General features: G+C 65.4%; 16 protein-coding genes. 10 read left to right on the forward strand and 6 right to left on the reverse strand.

Going from position 1 to position 16,838, the window contains the following annotated elements; translation table 11 throughout:
* Positions 1–64 precede the first annotated feature (64 nt).
* The 3 genes from AC1DQK_RS06545 to AC1DQK_RS06555 form a co-directional block, all read right to left on the reverse strand.
* Positions 65–898, reverse strand: coding sequence for an outer membrane protein (locus tag AC1DQK_RS06545; RefSeq protein WP_477868610.1), 834 nt, complete (start codon positions 896–898; stop codon positions 65–67).
* Between the two features lie 147 nt (positions 899–1,045).
* Entirely contained in the window at positions 1,046–2,557 is a 1,512-nt protein-coding gene (gene trpE / locus AC1DQK_RS06550) for an anthranilate synthase component I (RefSeq protein WP_477869258.1), read from the reverse strand.
* Between the two features lie 10 nt (positions 2,558–2,567).
* Positions 2,568–4,502, reverse strand: a complete 1,935-nt coding sequence (locus AC1DQK_RS06555) for a peptidylprolyl isomerase (RefSeq protein ID WP_477868612.1) — start codon at positions 4,500–4,502, stop codon at positions 2,568–2,570.
* Positions 4,503–4,637: 135 nt separating this feature from the next.
* On the opposite strand from AC1DQK_RS06555, the gene tpiA reads away from it, so the two are divergent.
* The 3 genes from tpiA to AC1DQK_RS06570 all read left to right on the forward strand — a co-directional run bounded on the left by tpiA (position 4,638) and on the right by AC1DQK_RS06570 (position 7,625).
* Complete coding sequence (gene tpiA, locus AC1DQK_RS06560; RefSeq protein WP_477868614.1) at positions 4,638–5,387, forward strand: triose-phosphate isomerase; 750 nt, start codon at positions 4,638–4,640, stop codon at positions 5,385–5,387.
* A gap of 97 nt (positions 5,388–5,484) precedes the next feature.
* The gene (secG, locus tag AC1DQK_RS06565) at positions 5,485–5,850 is read left to right on the forward strand and encodes a preprotein translocase subunit SecG (RefSeq protein ID WP_477868616.1); all 366 of its coding nucleotides are present in this window, start codon (positions 5,485–5,487) and stop codon (positions 5,848–5,850) included.
* A gap of 140 nt (positions 5,851–5,990) precedes the next feature.
* Entirely contained in the window at positions 5,991–7,625 is a 1,635-nt protein-coding gene (locus AC1DQK_RS06570) for a CTP synthase (RefSeq protein ID WP_477868618.1), read from the forward strand.
* 13 nt (positions 7,626–7,638) lie between these two features.
* Here AC1DQK_RS06570 and AC1DQK_RS06575 read toward each other — a convergent pair whose 3' ends face one another.
* Positions 7,639–7,767, reverse strand: a complete 129-nt coding sequence (locus tag AC1DQK_RS06575; RefSeq protein ID WP_477868620.1) for a hypothetical protein — start codon at positions 7,765–7,767, stop codon at positions 7,639–7,641.
* A gap of 188 nt (positions 7,768–7,955) precedes the next feature.
* On the opposite strand from AC1DQK_RS06575, the gene AC1DQK_RS06580 reads away from it, so the two are divergent.
* Positions 7,956–9,221, forward strand: a complete 1,266-nt coding sequence (locus AC1DQK_RS06580) for a cytochrome P450 (RefSeq protein WP_477868622.1) — start codon at positions 7,956–7,958, stop codon at positions 9,219–9,221.
* A 269-nt stretch (positions 9,222–9,490) separates the two neighbouring features.
* Here AC1DQK_RS06580 and AC1DQK_RS06585 read toward each other — a convergent pair whose 3' ends face one another.
* Positions 9,491–9,619 (reverse strand): hypothetical protein, encoded by a 129-nt coding sequence (locus tag AC1DQK_RS06585; protein ID WP_477868624.1) that lies wholly within the window; start codon positions 9,617–9,619, stop codon positions 9,491–9,493.
* A 455-nt stretch (positions 9,620–10,074) separates the two neighbouring features.
* On the opposite strand from AC1DQK_RS06585, the gene proS reads away from it, so the two are divergent.
* From proS to AC1DQK_RS06615, 6 genes are all read left to right on the forward strand, one after another.
* Positions 10,075–11,388 carry a proline--tRNA ligase gene (gene proS, locus AC1DQK_RS06590; protein ID WP_477868626.1) on the forward strand — a complete coding sequence of 438 codons (1,314 nt, stop codon included), beginning with the start codon at positions 10,075–10,077 and terminating at the stop codon, positions 11,386–11,388.
* Between the two features lie 16 nt (positions 11,389–11,404).
* Complete coding sequence (locus tag AC1DQK_RS06595; RefSeq protein ID WP_477868628.1) at positions 11,405–12,655, forward strand: lipoprotein-releasing ABC transporter permease subunit; 1,251 nt, start codon at positions 11,405–11,407, stop codon at positions 12,653–12,655.
* Positions 12,648–13,319: an ABC transporter ATP-binding protein gene (locus AC1DQK_RS06600; protein ID WP_477868630.1), complete on the forward strand. Its 672-nt coding sequence runs from the start codon at positions 12,648–12,650 to the stop codon at positions 13,317–13,319. The genes AC1DQK_RS06595 and AC1DQK_RS06600 overlap by 8 nt, the downstream gene beginning before the upstream one ends.
* 132 nt (positions 13,320–13,451) lie before the next feature.
* Positions 13,452–15,203 (forward strand): hypothetical protein, encoded by a 1,752-nt coding sequence (locus tag AC1DQK_RS06605; RefSeq protein ID WP_477868632.1) that lies wholly within the window; start codon positions 13,452–13,454, stop codon positions 15,201–15,203.
* Entirely contained in the window at positions 15,200–15,709 is a 510-nt protein-coding gene (locus AC1DQK_RS06610) for a TadE/TadG family type IV pilus assembly protein (protein WP_477868634.1), read from the forward strand. Before AC1DQK_RS06605 ends, AC1DQK_RS06610 begins: the two co-directional genes overlap by 4 nt.
* Positions 15,706–16,113, forward strand: coding sequence for a TadE/TadG family type IV pilus assembly protein (locus tag AC1DQK_RS06615; protein ID WP_477868636.1), 408 nt, complete (start codon positions 15,706–15,708; stop codon positions 16,111–16,113). The genes AC1DQK_RS06610 and AC1DQK_RS06615 overlap by 4 nt, the downstream gene beginning before the upstream one ends.
* 7 nt (positions 16,114–16,120) lie before the next feature.
* On the opposite strand, the gene AC1DQK_RS06620 is transcribed toward AC1DQK_RS06615, so the two are convergent.
* A complete protein-coding gene (locus AC1DQK_RS06620; RefSeq protein ID WP_477868638.1) occupies positions 16,121–16,762 on the reverse strand; it encodes a glutathione binding-like protein in 642 nt (213 codons plus the stop codon).
* Between the last annotated feature and the right edge of the window lie 76 nt (positions 16,763–16,838).

Genomic DNA, 16,838 nt, shown 5'->3' on the forward strand with positions numbered 1-16,838 from the left:
CAGGGCAACCGCAAAAGGAACGGGCCGGATGGGGAAGCCATCCGGCCCGTTCCTCCTGAGCCGTTCAGAAGCGGTAGCTGACCGTTGCCAGCAGCGAGTGGTAGGCGAACTTGGTGAAGCCGCGCCGGAAATCGGTTCCGGTCCCGTTGATCGCGGTGAACGGACCACCGACGGGGCCGCCAGAGGCGTTCACGGTGTATTTGTTGTTCTTCAGGACGGTGAACAGGTACAGTGCGCCGATCGAGAACGGTCCGACCTTCTGCTCGATGCCGCCACCATAATTATAACCCCAGGCGTCCTTCTTGCTGCCCGAGGTGGTGAAGCTATTCACCGCGTTCGTCGTCGAGAAGCTGTTCTCGATCTTGCCGTAGGAGAGGCCGCCGGTACCGTAGAGCAGCGTGCCGGTGCTGAACGAATAACCGCCTCGTGCGCGGATCGCGCCATTTTCCTTCAGCTTGGCCTTGATCTTGTAGACGGCCGGCGTCGTGCTGAACGCCGTGACACTGTCATAGAGATAGGCCCTGCCGCCTTCGACGACCGCGCCGACGACCGGGCCGCTGGTCTCGCCGAACTGATAGTCGAAGCCCGCATGCACCTTCCAGGCGGTGCCGTCATTGTCCTTCGTGCAACCGGTGGTCGGGCTCGTAGAGGTAGGAGAGCCGCCGCAGTAGCCGGGGCCGAACGTCGGCTGGAAGGAATCGCCGAAACTGCCGTCCATGTCGCGGTCGAAGACAATCTGCTCGTCGCCATCGCGGGGCTGCCAGGCATAACCAAGCTGGCCACCGACATAGAAGCCGGTCCAGCTGGGCGAAGTAGTTGTGAGGTCCTGGGCAGACGCGGCACTGGCACCAAGCGCTGCCAGCCCAATAGCCGCCGTCGTGATGAGGAGATTTCGCATATGTATAAACCCTTTCTGCTGCCGAACGGCGAGGCGGAAACGGCCTTCATCTCAAATCGATCCGTCATTACGGCTGGATAAACGCCCAGTGGTGCACATTTGCCACGGTTTCTGTCGCTTGCATGAACCGTTTCGGCGCAACATGGTCTATTGTCCGAAACTTGGTTCCGACGCGCGCCGCAGCGCTTCCTGCGCGGCCGCAATAAGCGCGCCGGCCTTCGCTTCGCACTCACGCTGCTCATAGAGCGGATCACTGTCGGCGACGATCCCTGCGCCGGCCTGGACATGCATCACCCCGTCCTTGACCACCGCGGTGCGCAGCACGATGCAGCTGTCCATCGATCCGTCGGCCGAGAAATAGCCGACACCGCCCGCATAGGCGCCGCGCGTTTCGTGCTCGAGTTCGGCGATGATCTGACAGGCGCGGACCTTCGGCGCACCCGATACGGTGCCCGCCGGGAAGCCCGCGAACAGCGCGTCGAGCGCATCCTTGCCTGGATCGAGCCGTCCAACGACGTTCGAGACGATATGCATGACGTGGCTGTAATGCTCGACCGTGTAGCTGTCCGTCACCTCTACCGTGCCCGCCAGGGCAACGCGCCCGACATCGTTGCGGCCAAGATCGAGCAGCATCAGATGTTCCGCACGCTCCTTCGGATCGGCCAGCAGGCTCTCGCGATTGGCGACATCCTCGGCGGCGGTGCGGCCGCGCGGTCGGGTGCCGGCGATCGGCCGGATCGTCACCTCGCCGTCACGCGCGCGCACCAGTATCTCGGGCGACGACCCGATCAACGCAAAGCCGGGCAGGTCGAGGAAATAGAGGAAGGGCGACGGATTGATCCGCCGCAGCGCGCGGTAGAGATCGATCGGCGGCAGCGGGAAGGGCACGGTAAAGCGCTGGGCAAGCACCACCTGGAAGATGTCGCCTGCGGCGATATAGTCCTTCGCCTTCAGCACCATATCGCCATAAGCATCGGCGCCCAGTTGGGGCGTCAGGGCCGGTGCGCCGGGGTCGACATCGCACCGGCTGCGCGGCGGGAGCGGTCCGTCCAGCATTGCGGCGTGCGCTTCGATCCGCTCTATGGCGCCGGCGATCTTGGCCTCCGGCGTGCCGGCGCTGTCGGGCCACAGCGGCGCGACCATGAACAGCTGGTCGGCCAGCCTGTCGAAAATCAGGATCATCGTCGGCCGCGCGAACAGCATATCCGGCAGGTCGAGCGGGTTGGCGGGCGGGCGCGGCAGCGTCTCGACCAGGCCGATCGTCTCATATGCGAAATAGCCGACCAGGCAGGCGAGCGCGCGCGGCAACCCCTCGGGGACGGTCATCCGGCACGCCGTGACCAGCGCGCGCATCGCGGTCAGCGCGTCCTCGGCCAGCGGCTCGAAGGCCTGCGCGTCGGTTGCCCAGTGGCGATTGATCTCCGCGCTGTTGCCGCGGGCGCGGAACATCAGGTCAGGCGCGAGGCCGAGCAGCGAATAACGCCCGCGAACCGCGCCGCCCTCGACCGACTCGAGCAGGAAATCGCCACGGCCTGGACGGATCAGCTTGAGCGCGGCGGCGACCGGCGTGTCGGTGTCGGCGACCTGGGTACGCCAGACCAATGCGGGCTCGCCGCGTGCAAGCGCCTCGCGCGCCGACTGGTCCTGCGTTTCCCCCATCATCCTGATCCTATTGGGCGCCGGCGAACTGGCGCCTGGCAGCGGCAATCGCATCGGGATGACGCTTGACCTTCACGTCCTGCTCGACGGCGCGCATGAACTGTTCGCCGAGTTCGGGCGAATAGGAGCGGGCGAGATCCTGGCGGGTATTGTCGAGCAGGCCGGGAGCCGCCGACAGGTTGCCGCCCATCACGGTGTCCAGCACCGTCACGAACAGCACGCCGCCCTTGTCGCCTGCCAATAGCTTGGCCTTGCCCTTCTGCAGCGTGAAAAGCGCCCGCAGCGGCGCCGGGACCTCGGCGCCGCTCGCCTGTGCGCGGGCGAGGTCGAGCTGTCTGGCGCGGGCCGGCTGGGGCGGCGGAAGCTTGATGCCGGTATCGGCGAGCGCCTTGGCCAGCGGGACGCCCCGGTTGACCGCGGCAGTGACCTGTTCGCCGATCGTGCTGGCACGCCGCGCGGCGCGCTTGGCGATGATGTCGCGCGCCACCGCGTCCCGCACCTGGGCGAGCGGCAGCGGCGTCGGCGGAATCACCCGGGCCACGCTCAGCAGCGCATATTGCTGGTCGCGGACGATGGTCTCGACAGTCGGGCGATCCTCGGCTGCGGCTTCGAAACCCGTCTTGAGCAGCGGCCCCAGTTCCGGCGGAGCCTTCCAGCCGGGCTGGCCGACCGGCTGGCCACTGGCCAGGATCGGCGGCGTGTCCACCGCCACGAGCTTGTTGCTGGCCAACACCTCCGCGAAGCTCGCGCCATCGGCCACCGCATCTTCGATCTTGCCGCTCAGCTCCGACAGCGCGTCCTGGGCCTTCTGTTTGGTCAGCAGCGCCACGATTTCCGGCCGGGCTTCCTGGAGCGAGCGAGCCGGGCTGCCACTGATTGCCTCCACGCGCACCACATACCAGCCGAACGAACCCTTCAGCGGGCCGACGATGCTGCCCTTCGCCGCGGAGAAGGCTTGGCCGGCGATCTCTGCGCTCGACAAACGGGCATAGTCGGCGCGGCTCTGATTGTTCAGGGTCGATGCTTCCAGGCCCGACTTTGCGGCAGCCGCGGTCAGTGGGGTTCCGGCTTTCGCTGCTGCTGCGATCGTCCGCGCAGCCGCTTCGCTGGGGGCAATGACCTGGCCGAGGCTGCGATTCTCACGGGCCGCGTAGCTGGCGGAGTTCTCCTGATAATAAGCGGCGATCTCCGCTTCGCTCGGGATCGCCTGCGCCGCCACCTGGGCCGGGCCGAACAGCGCATAGCGCAACACGCGTGCCTCGGAAGTGGTGTAGGCGGTGATATTGGCGCGATATGCGGCGGTGATCTCGGCATCGCTCGGCTGGCGCGGATCGACCACCGCGGCGAAAGGAATGATTCCGATCGACCCGGTCCGCTGCTCGAGGAGCACTGCGGCATAAGGCCTGGCGACCGATGCCGGGGCCGGCGCCGCCGCGGCGACGGGCGCGAGGATCTGGCCGCGTATCAGGGTGCTGGCGATATCGGCGCGCAGGTCCTTCTCGCTGACGCGAGCCTGGGCGAGCATGCGGCGCATCGTATCCTCGTCGAACTGGCCGGTGACGCCGCGAAATGCCGGGTTGCTGGCAACCTCGGCGTCGATCAGTCGCTTTCCGATCGCGAAACCTTGCTCGCGGCCCCAGCTTTCGAGGGCGCGGGCGCTGATCAGTGCGTCGGTGACCCCCTCGAATCCGCCGCCGACCAGGAAGGCCTTCTGGTCGACGCCTGGCTGTTCGCGGCGGGTGCTTTCGAGCTGGTTCTGGACACGGCGCAGCAACTCGTCAGACCTGATCTTGGCGTCGCCCACCTCGGCAATGGTTGCCGTAGGCCCGGCTCCGCCCAGCGCGCCGGGCGTGCTGACGCCGGTGATGATGAAGGCGACGAGGATCAGCGCGAGCAGACCAAGGACGACCCAGGAGGAAAGCGCGCGGCGGAAAAAGGAGATCATCAAGCGTTCCGTCTGAGATCAGATAGCGATTTCGCTGCCATAGGGTCCAAAGCCCATGACCGCAACGTCCGGGGGCGGTTGCGGGAATCGAACGGTAAATCTAAGGCCGCGGCGAACGCTGATCGAGGAACGACTATGGCATTGCGCAAGCTGGTGGCTGGCAACTGGAAGATGAACGGCTCGCTGGGGAGCCTCGCAGAACTCGATGCGATTGCAGCCGCGGCCGCGGCGCAGCCGTCGGTCGACGTTGCGGTGTGCCCGCCCTTCACGCTGATCGCAGCGGCCGTCAATCGGGTTCCTGCGCTCGCCGTCGGGGCGCAGGATTGCCACGCTGCCGCCAAGGGCGCGCATACAGGCTGTGTCAGCGCTGCGATGCTCGTCGAAGCAGGGGCGAAGCTCGTCATCGTCGGCCATAGCGAGCGCCGCGCCGACCAGCACGAAACCGACGCCGAGGTACAGGCCAAGGCGAGCGCGGCGATCGCCGCCAGGCTGCTCGCCATCGTCTGCGTGGGCGAGACCGAGGCGGAGCGCGACGCCGGTCGGGCGATCGCGGTCGTCGAGGGACAGCTCGATGGCTCGATTCCGCGCGACGGCACCGGGACGACACTCGTCATAGCCTATGAGCCGGTATGGGCGATCGGCACAGGACGCACCCCTTCGACCGGAGACGTCGCCGAGATGCACGCTGCGATTCGGCGGCGCCTTGCGCTGCTGCTCGGCGACGAGGGTGCGAAGGTGCGGATTCTCTATGGCGGATCGGTGAAGCCCGACAATGCCAGGGAACTGCTGGCCGTGGCCGATGTCGATGGCGCGCTTGTCGGGGGCGCGAGCCTGACCGCGGCGCAGTTCGTGCCGATCATCGAAGGCGCGGCGGCGGCATCCTGATCTTTCCGCGCCTGCGGCAAGCGGGGCGGAGCAGGCAGGTTGAACCTTGTGCCCCGATCGACTAGATGCGCCGCAACCTCGAAATCGAAAGCGTCCGATGTTCACCTTCCTGCTCGTCCTCCACATCATCATCGCGGCGGCGCTGGTTGCCGTTATCCTGATGCAGCGGTCGGAAGGCGGCGGGCTCGCGTCGAGCGGCAATCCCGGCGGACTGATGAGCGCGCGCGGCGCGGCCGATTTCCTGACGAAGACGACGACGGTCCTGGCGACGATCTTCGTGGTGCTCAGCATCACGCTGGCGGCGCTGGCCACAGTGGAACGTGCGCCGGCCAAGATCGACACGTCGCTGGTCGGCAAGACCGCCACGGCCAGCCCCGGGCCGGCACCGGCCAGCAATGATCCGCTTGCCGCGGCTGCGGCGCAGGGCGGCGGCGCTCCTGCCAACGGCGCTGCTCCGCAATAAGCTCGTAATATCAATGTGATGGTAAAGGCCCCTGCGGATCGCGGGGCGCCTTTCCCGTTGTTCGTCCACAGTATAATTGAAAAAAGATGGAGTTCCCCACCTTGCCCTTCGCCCTCTCACAGCGCTAAACCCATATTCCCATGGCGCGGTTCATTTTCATCACCGGCGGCGTGGTCTCCTCGCTTGGCAAGGGCCTCATGGCGGCAAGCCTCGCTGCGCTCCTCCAGGCGCGTGGTTACAGGGTCCGCATCCGCAAGTTCGATCCCTATCTGAACGTCGATCCCGGCACGATGTCGCCCTACCAGCATGGCGAGGTCTACGTTACCGACGACGGCGCCGAGACCGATCTCGACCTCGGCCATTATGAGCGCTTCACCGGCGTGCCGAGCCGCCAGTCGGACAATGTCACCTCGGGCCGGATCTACCAGACGATCATCCAGAAAGAGCGGCGCGGCGACTATCTCGGCGCCACCGTCCAGGTGATCCCGCACGTGACCGACGCCATCAAGGAGTTTGCGCGTACCGATGTCGAGGATCTCGATTTCGTGCTGTGCGAGATCGGCGGCACGGTGGGCGACATCGAGTCGCTGCCGTTCATGGAGGCGATCCGCCAGCTGCGGAACGATCTCGGCCGCGGCAATTCGATCTTCGTTCACCTGACGCTGGTGCCGTATATCGCTGCGGCTGGCGAGCTGAAGACCAAGCCGACCCAGCACAGCGTCCGCGATCTCACCTCGCTCGGGATCCAGCCCGACGTGCTGGTATGCCGTTGCGATCGGCCGCTGCCCGATGGCGAACGAGCCAAGATCGCCTTGTTCTGCAACGTCGCCAAGGAAGCGGTCATTCCCGCGCTCGATGCGGCCAGCATCTATGGTGTGCCACTGCAATATCACGCCGAGGGCCTCGACGACGCGGTGCTGGCGGCCTTCGGGATAGAAACCCAGGGCGAGCCCGAACTTAGCCGCTGGACAGAGATTCTCGACCGACTGGAAAATCCCGAGGGCGAAGTCACCATCGGCGTGGTCGGCAAATATGTCGGCCTGCTCGACGCCTATAAGTCGTTGCACGAGGCGCTGGTCCATGGCGGCATTGCCAACCGGGTGAAGGTCAATATCCGCTGGATCGACGCCGAGCTGTTCGAGCAGAATGGCGGCGAGATCGCCGGCCATCTCGAGCCGATGCACGCGATCCTGGTGCCGGGCGGCTTTGGCGAGCGTGGCTCGGAAGGCAAGATCGCCGCGGTCCGCTTCGCGCGGGAGCGCAAGGTTCCCTATTTCGGCATCTGCCTCGGCATGCAGATGGCATGCATCGAGAGCGCCCGTAACACCGCAGGCATTCCGGACGCATCGACCACCGAATTCGGTTCCACCGCCCAGCCCGTCGTCGGCCTGATCACCGAATGGATGAGCCAAGACGGACTCCAGAAGCGCGAGGAAGGCGGCGACATGGGCGGCACGATGCGGCTCGGCGCCTATGACGCGGTGCTGTCGGGCAATAGCCATGCGGCATCGATCTATGGCGCCACCGCGATCTCTGAGCGGCATCGCCATCGTTATGAGGTGAATGCCCATTACAAGGAGTCGCTCGAAAAGGGCGGTCTGGTATTCTCGGGCATGTCGCCGGACGGCGAGCTGCCCGAGGTGATCGAGCGGCCCGACCATCCCTGGTTCGTCGGTGTCCAGTTCCACCCGGAGCTCAAGAGCAAGCCGTTCGACCCGCACCCGCTATTCCGCAGCTTCATCGAAGCTGCGGTCAAGCAGAGCCGGCTGGTCTAAGGCGGGTCGACATTCAGCGTAACCGGATCATTGCGGCGGCGAGGTGAATGAAGCCGGCGAAGCGGATGGTTCGCCGGCCGTAGCGCGTTGCGAAGCGGCGGAAGTGCTTGAGGCGGCTGAAGCATCGCTTGATCCCGCCCATCCATCGTCGCGCCGCGCGCTGGTCTGCGGCAATCCGGTCTGCCTGAAATTGTAGATACGCAGACCTGAAATCGTCCGAGTCGACGATGCCAGGTTCGTTCAAACGGTTACAACCGAGTCCGAGGCGTCCATGCAAGACAGTGCCGTCGCAAACACGTCGATGGCATCGACATTAGAAGAGGCACGTGAATGAACGGCCTAAGGTCCGACGAGGCAGTGCTGCGAACTCCGGCGTTCGATCCCTATTCGCAAGAAACCAAAGGCGATCCATTGGGATCGCTGGCAGAGTTTGCGGCGACATGTCCCGTCGCGCATTACCGCGGCCGGTTTGACTTCTTCATCATCAACGATCCGACCTATATCGAGCAGGTCATGCTGAGGGATGCCGCTACTTGGACGATCGAGCGCGGCAATGCTCCCACGCTCCTTCCCGAAGAACTCATGACGCCGATGCTGCGGGACGATGAGAGCCATCATGCCGTCAGGCGGATCATCCAGCGCGCCTTCGCCCCCGCGGAGCTTATGCGCATCCAAGGTGTGGTCGAGCGGATCGTCGATGATCTTATCGACAATATGATGAAGCAGCCGCAGCCGGAGGGCGACTTCTTCGATTTGTTCGCCATGCCGCTGCCATCACGTCTCATGTGCGTGCTGATGGGAGTGCCCGAGCGCGACTATACCAAGTACAAGCTTTGGGCCGACCATTATTACTACAGCATTTTCAACGATCCGGACTTCACCGCCGAGCGGCAGATGGACGATGCGCGGGAAATAGCGGAATCGCTCTTCGGCCTGATCGCCGAGCGACGAGGAGAACTGGCGCGGCTAGGCCTCGAACCAGACATGGCGCTCGTCGGTAGTACCTTGCCGAACGACTTCATGTCGCGCTTCATGTGCAGCCGGATCGGCGATGATCCCGTGCCGGACCACTACACGCTTTCGCTGATGCTCGCCGTAATCCTCGGCGGCAACGAGACGACGATGAACCTCCTCGGCAATCTGCTGTGGCGATTGCTGGAGCAGCCGGACTTGTGGCGTCGATTGAAGGAAGCCCCTGACCTGATCGAGGTGGCGATCGACGAGAGCCTTAGGCTTGATCCACCGGTCCTGGCTCAATTCCGGTCCGCGCGGCACGACGTGGAGGTCGGCGGCATCACGATCCCAGCCGGCGCCAAGGCGATGTACAATGTCGTGGCCGTGAACCAGAATCCAGACGTCTTCGATAATCCGAACGAGTTTCGCCTAGATCGGCCGGGCGGCCTGGCCCGCAAGCATGCGTCCTTCGGAGGTGGCCTCCATTTTTGCATCGGAGCAGGGCTGGCCCGCATGGAGGTGAAGCGCGCGTTCCAGATGTTGATCGAACGTCTTCCCGACCTGCAACTGATCGGCGAGCCACGGCGGGGCGAAGGCTTCAACGTTTGGGGCCCGACCTATCTGCCAGTCCGTTGGAGTTAGCGCCGAGCGCGCGGACGCGTGGGAGGAGAACGCGTCAGACCGTCCGGCATGCATGCGTATTCGCTATAAACCCCTTTCTCGGCCACTAGGCAGAGCGGTCGTCGACCGGGATATGGTGACGCCACGCACAAAAACCGGGCGCGGTTCGAGCGGAGAAAGGCGATCACGTTGCCGCAATCGTCGGGACCACCCCAGCGGCAGAGCGGCGTGCGAGCCAAAATAGGCGTACTTGCCTTCTGATTTCCAGAGCTGGCGGGCCATGCACCGCCCTACCCCGGAAGATCCGGCATCACCGGGTCGCTGGGCGCGCCAGGATCGGGATCGGTCGGCGAGGGCACCGGGATATCGACCGGCGCATCTACGGGGAATTCTTCTGGCGAGGGCGGCTGGCTGGCCATGGGGGCTCTCCTTCGCGAACAGAACGCACTGGACGCCGCCGTTATCCGTCGCGCCGGAAGAAGTTCGACGTGGAAGCGGACCGAAATGCCGCAGGCAGGGTGGACTGAAAAGGCAAGCGCCGGGATCGTTTCCGATCCCGGCGCCGCGTGACGATTGTTCGCCAACCCCCAATTTCGGGCTCTACACTGCCACCCCTTTAAATGACGGCGGAGCCTCGATTTTTCCCCGAACCATGGCCATTTTGTTGCCTTATGTTCCGTGCCGCTTCTCCTACATCCGCCCCCCGACCTTGTCATTGGCTTTCAAGGGCAGCGGACTCGAAAGACGGCGGGTGTGTTTAATCGGCAACAGGGACTGAACGGTACGGCCGAAAAGGGCGGAACCGAATATGTTGCCCGCGCGGGCGCCTCCGCATAGACAGCCCCCAACCTGATCCTCGCGAGTGCCCCGTTTCATGCGCCTATCCCGCCACTTCCTCCCGGTGATGAAGGAATCGCCCGCCGACGCGCAGATCGTCAGCCACAAGCTTATGCTGCGCGCGGGCATGATCCGCCAGACCGCGGCGGGCATCTATGCCTGGCTGCCCCTCGGCCACCGCGTGCTGCGCAAGATCGAGCAGATCGTCCGCGAGGAGCAGGACCGCGCCGGCGCGATCGAGTTGCTGATGCCGACGATCCAGTCGGCCGACCTGTGGCGCCAGTCGGGCCGCTATGACGATTATGGCGCGGAAATGCTGCGCATCAAGGACCGGCACGAGCGCGACATCCTGTTCGGGCCGACCGCCGAGGAGGTGATCACCGCGATCTTCCGCGACGCTGCCAAAAGCTATCGGGATCTGCCGCGCACGCTCTACAACATCCAGTGGAAGTTCCGCGACGAGGTCCGCCCGCGCTTCGGCGTGATGCGTGGCCGCGAGTTCCTGATGAAGGATGCCTATTCGTTCGATCTCGACGTAGATGGCGCCCGCCACAGCTATAACCGGATGTTCGTCGCCTATCTGCGCACCTACAAGCGCATGGGCCTGGCGGCGATCCCGATGCAGGCGGACACCGGGCCAATTGGTGGTGATCTCAGCCATGAGTTCATCGTCCTGGCCCCGACCGGCGAGAGCGAGGTGTTCTATCACAGCAACTGGGAGGCGGAGCGCGCGCTCGATGTCGACGCCGACGATCCCCAGGCGCTGCAGGCGTTCGTGGCCGGCCTGACCGCCGACTATGCCGCGACCGACGAGAAGCGCGACCTCCCCCGCGAAACCGAGGCCGGTGCGGCGCTCAAGCAGTCTCGCGGCATCGAGGTCGGCCATATCTTCTTCTTCGGAACCAAATATTCGGCGGCGATGGGATTGAGCGTGCAGGGGCCCGACGGCGCCCCGGTGGTGCCGCAGATGGGCAGCTACGGCATCGGCGTGTCGCGGCTGGTGGGCGCGATCATCGAGGCCAACCATGACGATGCCGGGATCATCTGGCCCGATTCGGTGGCGCCCTACGCGGTCGGCCTCATCAATATGCGCGCCGACGATGCGCGCTGCGCGGCGGCGGCCGACGATCTCTATGCGAAGCTGCAGGCGGCTGGCGTCGAGACGCTCTATGACGACCGCGACGAACGCGGCGGCGCCAAATTCGCGACGATGGACCTGATCGGCCTGCCCTGGCAGATCGTGATCGGCCCGAAAGGGCTCGACAAGGGCGTCGTCGAGCTCAAGCGCCGCGCGACCGGCGAGAAGATCGAGCTGTCGGTGGAGGACGCGCTCCAGAGGATCGCAGGATGAGCCTGTTGGCACCGTCATGATCCTCAACCGCTACGAGCGCATGATCGCCCGGCGCTACCTGCTGCCGGGGCGCGGCGAGGCGTTCATCTTCCTGGTGGCGTCGATCAGCCTGGTGGCGGTGGCGCTCGGCGTCGCGGCTTTGATCATCGTGATGAGCGTTATGAACGGCTTCCGCGCCGAACTGTTCGACAAGATCGTCGGCCTCAACGGCCATGCGGTGATCCAGGGCTATGACGGCAAGCTCCCCGACTGGCGCCGCATCGCCGCCGACGCGCGCAAGCTGCCTGGCGTCACATCCGCGACGCCGCTGATCGAGCAGCCGCTGATGGCGACCTATTCGGGGCGCGTCGAGGGCGTGCTGGTGCGCGGCATGACCGTCGCCGATATCCGCCGCAACCCGGTGATGCAGGGCAAGGTGGTGCGCGGCTCGCTCGACGCGCTGGAGCCCGGATCGAGCAAGATCGCCATAGGAGCGCGGCTGGCCGAACAGCTCGGCGCCGACCTCGGCAGCCAGATCAGCCTGATCAGTCCGCAGGGCCAGACCACGCCGTTCGGCACGGTGCCGCGCATCGTCTCCTATCAGGTCGCGGCGATCTTCGAGGTCGGCGTCTATGATTATGACAAGGCATTCGTGGTGATGCCGATGTCCGACGCGCAGACCTTGCTGATGCTGGGCGACGCGGTCGGCATGGTCGAGATCCAGACGATCGACGCGGACAGGGTCGGCGAGATCATCGCCCCGCTCAAGCCCGAGATCGCGATGCAGGGCGAGATCCGCGACTGGCGCGATCTCAACGCGTCGCTGTTCGAGGCGCTGGCCGTCGAGCGCGTCACGATGTTCGTCGTGCTCTCGCTGATCATCCTCGTCGCGGTGTTCAACATATTGTCGTCGCTGATCATGCTGGTGCGTGCCAAGCGGCGCGACATCGCGATCCTGCGGACGATGGGCGCATCGCGCGCGGCGCTGATGAAGATTTTCATGACGGTCGGCATCGTGATCGGCGTGCTTGGCACCGGTACGGGCATCATCCTGGGATCGGTGTTCCTGTTCTACCGGCAGGCGGTGGTCAATTTCGTGCAGTTGCTGACCGGCCAGAATCTGTGGGATCCGTCGATCCGCTTCCTGACCGAGCTGCCCGCCAAGAGCGATCCCGTCGAGGTCGGCGCGATCATCATCATGGCGCTGGGCTTCAGCTTCCTGTCTACGCTCTATCCCGCGTGGAAGGCCGCGAGCACCGATCCGGTCGAGGTGCTCCGCTATGAGTGACGTGCTCGACGTGACGGGCCTTACCCGCACCTTCCACCAGGCGGATGTCGCGATCGAGGTGCTGCGGCAGGTCGATCTGTCGATCGCGCCGGGGGAGATCGTGGCACTGCTCGGCCCCTCGGGTTCGGGCAAGTCGACGCTGCTCCAGGCGGTCGGGCTGCTCGAGGGCGGGTTCGAGGGATCGATCCGCATCGCAGGCGAGGAAGCCGCCAAGGCCGACGCGGCGGGCCGCACCCGCATCCGCCGCGACCAGCTCGGCTTCGTCTATCAGTTCCACCATCTGCTGCCGGATTTCAGCGCGGTCGAGAATGTCGTGCTGCCGCAGCTGATCCATGGTGCCGAGATGCAGCCGGCGCGCGACCGGGCGGAAAGCCTGCTCTCCTCGCTCGGCCTCGCCAAGCGGCTGACCCATCGCCCGTCCCAGCTGTCGGGCGGCGAGCAGCAGCGCGTCGCCGTGGCGCGCGCGCTGGCCAACCGGCCGGCGCTGGTGCTGGCCGACGAACCCACCGGCAATCTCGACGAGGCGACCGCCGATGTGGTGTTCGCCGAATTCCTGCGGCTCGTCCGCCACGAGGGTTCGGCGGCGCTGGTGGCGACGCATAACGAGCGGCTGGCGGCGCGGATGGACCGGGTGGTGCGGCTGCACGAGGGACGGCTGAGCTAGGCGAGCTCCACCGACATACACACACTCCCCCTAATCCGTCACTCCGGCCTCCGCCGGAACGACGTGATGAGGTGGTGGCTGCTAATCGTCTCCTTATCCGCTTTATTAACCACCATCGTTTAGACGAGCCCCATGATCCGGGGCTGGATTCACTCTTTCGCGGCTTTCGCGCGCCGCCTGTCCGATAGTACGCACGGCGCCGTGGCGCTGATTGGCGCGCTGTCGCTGACGACGATCGTCGGCATGGGGGCGTTCGCGGTCGAGGCGACCCAGGGCTATGCCGTTGACACGACCAACCAGCGGGTCGCCGACATGGCGGCGCTGGCCGGGGCGCTGGCGTATAACGTCAACAGCAGCACCAACGAGATGACTGCGACCGCCAAGGCGGTCGTCGTCGCGCAGGGCATTGCGGCGAGCGCGGCCACGGTGGCGTTGGTCACCGACGCGTCGAGCAGCCGGCAGCTCGTCGAGGTGACGATCACCACGGCCGTGCCGCTCGCGCTCGGCCGGGTCTTCACCGCCGCGCTGAGCTACGATGTCACCGCGGTCGGCGCCGCGACCACCACGACGATCGCGACGACCACGCCGCCCTGTATCGCTGCGTTGTCTTCTTCGCCCGCCTACGCCATCACGATGACCGGCAACTCATCGGTCACGGCCGCGGGATGCGCCGTCGATACCAACGCCGGAGTCAGCGTCGCGGGCAGCGCCTCGATCGCCGCCAAGCAGGTCGATGCGGGCAAGACGGTGAGCAAGAGCGGTGGCGCTTCCATCACCACCTCTCCCACCGCGAACAATGTCTTCGCCAGCAAGGCCAATGCCGCGAGCGACTGGATGAGCGGTGACGCGGCGCTCAAATTGCTGCTCTGTCAGGTCAACAAGCTGACGGGCACGAGCGACAGCGACTATGCCGACGGCAACACGCTGTGCACCTCGCCGCTGGTGACGCCGCCTGCAGCCGGCACGTCGGATTGGGATCTCAACTATAATCCCGCCGTCAACGTCGCGGCCTATCGCACCAGCAACAACACCTATGTCATTCCCGCCGGCACCTATTCGATCAGGACGCTGACGCTGCAGGGCGGCATCACGGCCACCTTTCAGGGACCGGTCAACCTGACGATCGGTTCGATCAGCATGGGCGGCGGGACGGTGCTGCATGTCGGCAGCGGCAATATCGGCATCAACGGCAAGATCGATCTGAGCGGGGGCGCGCTGGCCGATTTCGATGTCGGCGTCGGCAACACCGTTACGATCGGATCCAGCGGGGGTGTTGCCATCAACATCGGCGGCGGCAGCAAGCTCTGCTTCACGGCCAATTGCGGCACGCCCACCGCCGCTGCCGGCACCTTCAGCGCGGGCGGCAACATCACCAGCAATGGCGGCAGCACGATCGTCTTCCCGAAGGCGGCGACGCACGTCATCGCCGGCAATCTCGATCTGAGCGGCAGCTCGACCTTCGGTTCGGGCAGCTATGTCATCAAGGGCAATTTCACGAACAACACCGGCGGCACGATGACCGGCGTCGACGTCAGCTTTGGCCTCGGCGGTACTTTCGCGCTGTCGGGCGGCACGTCGCTTAACCTTGCCGCCCCTGGCGCCGCGAGTAGCTACGGCATACCCGGTCTGCTGCTCGCAACCAAGAGCACCGCCGATACATCCATAGGGGGCGGATCGAGCAACCAATATGCCGGGCTGATCTATGCGCCCAAATCGGACATGAGCATCAGCGGCGGCGCATCGATGTCCGCATCTGGATCGGCCTGCATGATGCTGATCGTCAGCACCTTGAGCATGACCGGCAGTGGCGCGACCTCGACCGGCACCTGTTCGGCCCTGTCGGGGGCCACCGGCCCCGTACCGAGCGTGTCGCTGTTCAGATGATCCGGCAGCTGCTCCATCGCCTCCGCGAAGACCGCCGCGGCGTCGCCACGATCGAGTTCGCGCTGCTCTCGGTGCTGTTCTTCTTCGTGATGACCGCCGGGCTCGATATCGGCATGTGGTATCAGCAGCGGCTCCGGCTCGACAGCGCGGTCGAGCAGGGCGCGATGATCGCGTTCAATTCGCGCAGCAGCGTCGACCAGGCGGCGATCGGCACGTTCGTTGCCGCCGCTGCGAAGCTGTCGACCGCGCCGGTCGTGACCGTGGGCTGCAACGGCGGCAGTGCGAATTGCGTCAACACATCGCGGACCTGCGCCTGTGTCACCGGCACAACGCCGACTCCGACCTATATAACGACCGCGTGCAACGCGGCCTGCGCCGACGGCAGCCTCGCCGGCTATTATCTGAACATCAAGGCGGTCGCGACGAGCAGCACGATGCTGGTGCCGGCGGCGATGCTGGGCGGCAACATGGTCCAGACGCGCAGTGCGGTGGTAAGGCTGCAATGAGGCGCCTGCCGCGCGATGTCTCGGGGGTGACGGCGGTCGAGTTCGCGCTGGTCGCGCCCGCCTTCCTGATGTTCATGTTCCTGATCATCGATGGCGCGCGCGCCACCTGGACCTATCAGACGCTGCAGGAGGTGGCGACGCACACTGCCCGTTGCGCCGCGCTGGGCGTGACCGGCTGCAAGACCTCGGCCGAGGTGCAGGGCTATGCGGTCGCGCGCGCCGCCGCCTCGGGTGTGCCGCTGGCGACAACGTCGGTCACGCTGACGCCGAGCACGAGTTGCTCTTCGATAGCGGGCATGACCAAGGTGGCGATCACCAGCCCCTATCAGGGTGCCACGACCAAGCTGCTGCCGAGCACGCTGACAACGCTCAGCACCGAAAGCTGTTTTCCGACCGCCAGCTGATCCGCGTTCAAGCCGCCTCCTTGATCCGATCGAACACGGCATAGGCGCGCGCCGTCGCGGGGCGTGCGGCTATGGCCTCGAACCAGCGCTTGATATGGGGAAAATCGTCGAGATTCTGGCCCTGCCGCTCATGGGGCACGATCCAGGGATAGATCGCCATGTCGGCAATCGAGTAATCTTGGCCCGCCACGAAGGCGCGGTCGGCGAGCCGCTTGTCGAGCACGCCGTAAAGACGCGCCGTTTCCTTCACATAGCGGTCGATCGCATAGGGGATCTTCTCGGGTGCGAAGGTGCCGAAATGATGATTCTGCCCCGCCATCGGGCCAAGCCCGCCCACCTGCCAGAACAGCCATTGCAGCACCTCGGCGCGGCCCGCGAGATCGGCGGGCAGGAAGCGCCCGGTCTTCTCCGCAAGATAGAGCAGGATCGCGCCCGATTCGAACAGCGACAGCGGAGCCCCGCCGCTGGGCGGTTCGTTGTCGACGATGGCCGGAATGCGGTTGTTCGGAGAGATTGCCAGGAAGCCGGGGGCGAACTGCTCACCCTTGGAAATATCGATCGGATGCGCGCGATAGCCGACCCCCGCCTCCTCAAGGAACAGCGTGATCTTGTGCCCGTTGGGGGTGCCCCAATAATAGAGATCGATCATCCTTCTGCTCCTCGCCGCCAACCGATGTTACAGATCGGTACGTCGCTGTGAAGAGTCAAGCAGAACCTCTCCCGCA

The organism is Rhizorhabdus sp. P4_G5, assembly GCF_056401065.1.

Excerpts from the sequence above, each read along its gene's own strand:
- AC1DQK_RS06545 (WP_477868610.1), bottom strand. The coding sequence starts at position 898 with ATGCGAAATCTCCTCATCACGACGGCGGCTATTGGGCTGGCAGCGCTT.
- trpE (WP_477869258.1), bottom strand. The coding sequence starts at position 2,557 with ATGGGGGAAACGCAGGACCAGTCGGCGCGCGAGGCGCTTGCACGCGGC.
- AC1DQK_RS06555 (WP_477868612.1), bottom strand. The coding sequence starts at position 4,502 with ATGATCTCCTTTTTCCGCCGCGCGCTTTCCTCCTGGGTCGTCCTTGGT.
- tpiA (WP_477868614.1), top strand. The coding sequence starts at position 4,638 with ATGGCATTGCGCAAGCTGGTGGCTGGCAACTGGAAGATGAACGGCTCG.
- secG (WP_477868616.1), top strand. The coding sequence starts at position 5,485 with ATGTTCACCTTCCTGCTCGTCCTCCACATCATCATCGCGGCGGCGCTG.
- AC1DQK_RS06570 (WP_477868618.1), top strand. The coding sequence starts at position 5,991 with ATGGCGCGGTTCATTTTCATCACCGGCGGCGTGGTCTCCTCGCTTGGC.
- AC1DQK_RS06575 (WP_477868620.1), bottom strand. The coding sequence starts at position 7,767 with ATGGGCGGGATCAAGCGATGCTTCAGCCGCCTCAAGCACTTCCGCCGC.
- AC1DQK_RS06580 (WP_477868622.1), top strand. The coding sequence starts at position 7,956 with ATGAACGGCCTAAGGTCCGACGAGGCAGTGCTGCGAACTCCGGCGTTC.
- AC1DQK_RS06585 (WP_477868624.1), bottom strand. The coding sequence starts at position 9,619 with ATGGCCAGCCAGCCGCCCTCGCCAGAAGAATTCCCCGTAGATGCGCCG.
- proS (WP_477868626.1), top strand. The coding sequence starts at position 10,075 with ATGCGCCTATCCCGCCACTTCCTCCCGGTGATGAAGGAATCGCCCGCC.
- AC1DQK_RS06595 (WP_477868628.1), top strand. The coding sequence starts at position 11,405 with ATGATCCTCAACCGCTACGAGCGCATGATCGCCCGGCGCTACCTGCTG.
- AC1DQK_RS06600 (WP_477868630.1), top strand. The coding sequence starts at position 12,648 with ATGAGTGACGTGCTCGACGTGACGGGCCTTACCCGCACCTTCCACCAG.
- AC1DQK_RS06605 (WP_477868632.1), top strand. The coding sequence starts at position 13,452 with ATGATCCGGGGCTGGATTCACTCTTTCGCGGCTTTCGCGCGCCGCCTG.
- AC1DQK_RS06610 (WP_477868634.1), top strand. The coding sequence starts at position 15,200 with ATGATCCGGCAGCTGCTCCATCGCCTCCGCGAAGACCGCCGCGGCGTC.
- AC1DQK_RS06615 (WP_477868636.1), top strand. The coding sequence starts at position 15,706 with ATGAGGCGCCTGCCGCGCGATGTCTCGGGGGTGACGGCGGTCGAGTTC.
- AC1DQK_RS06620 (WP_477868638.1), bottom strand. The coding sequence starts at position 16,762 with ATGATCGATCTCTATTATTGGGGCACCCCCAACGGGCACAAGATCACG.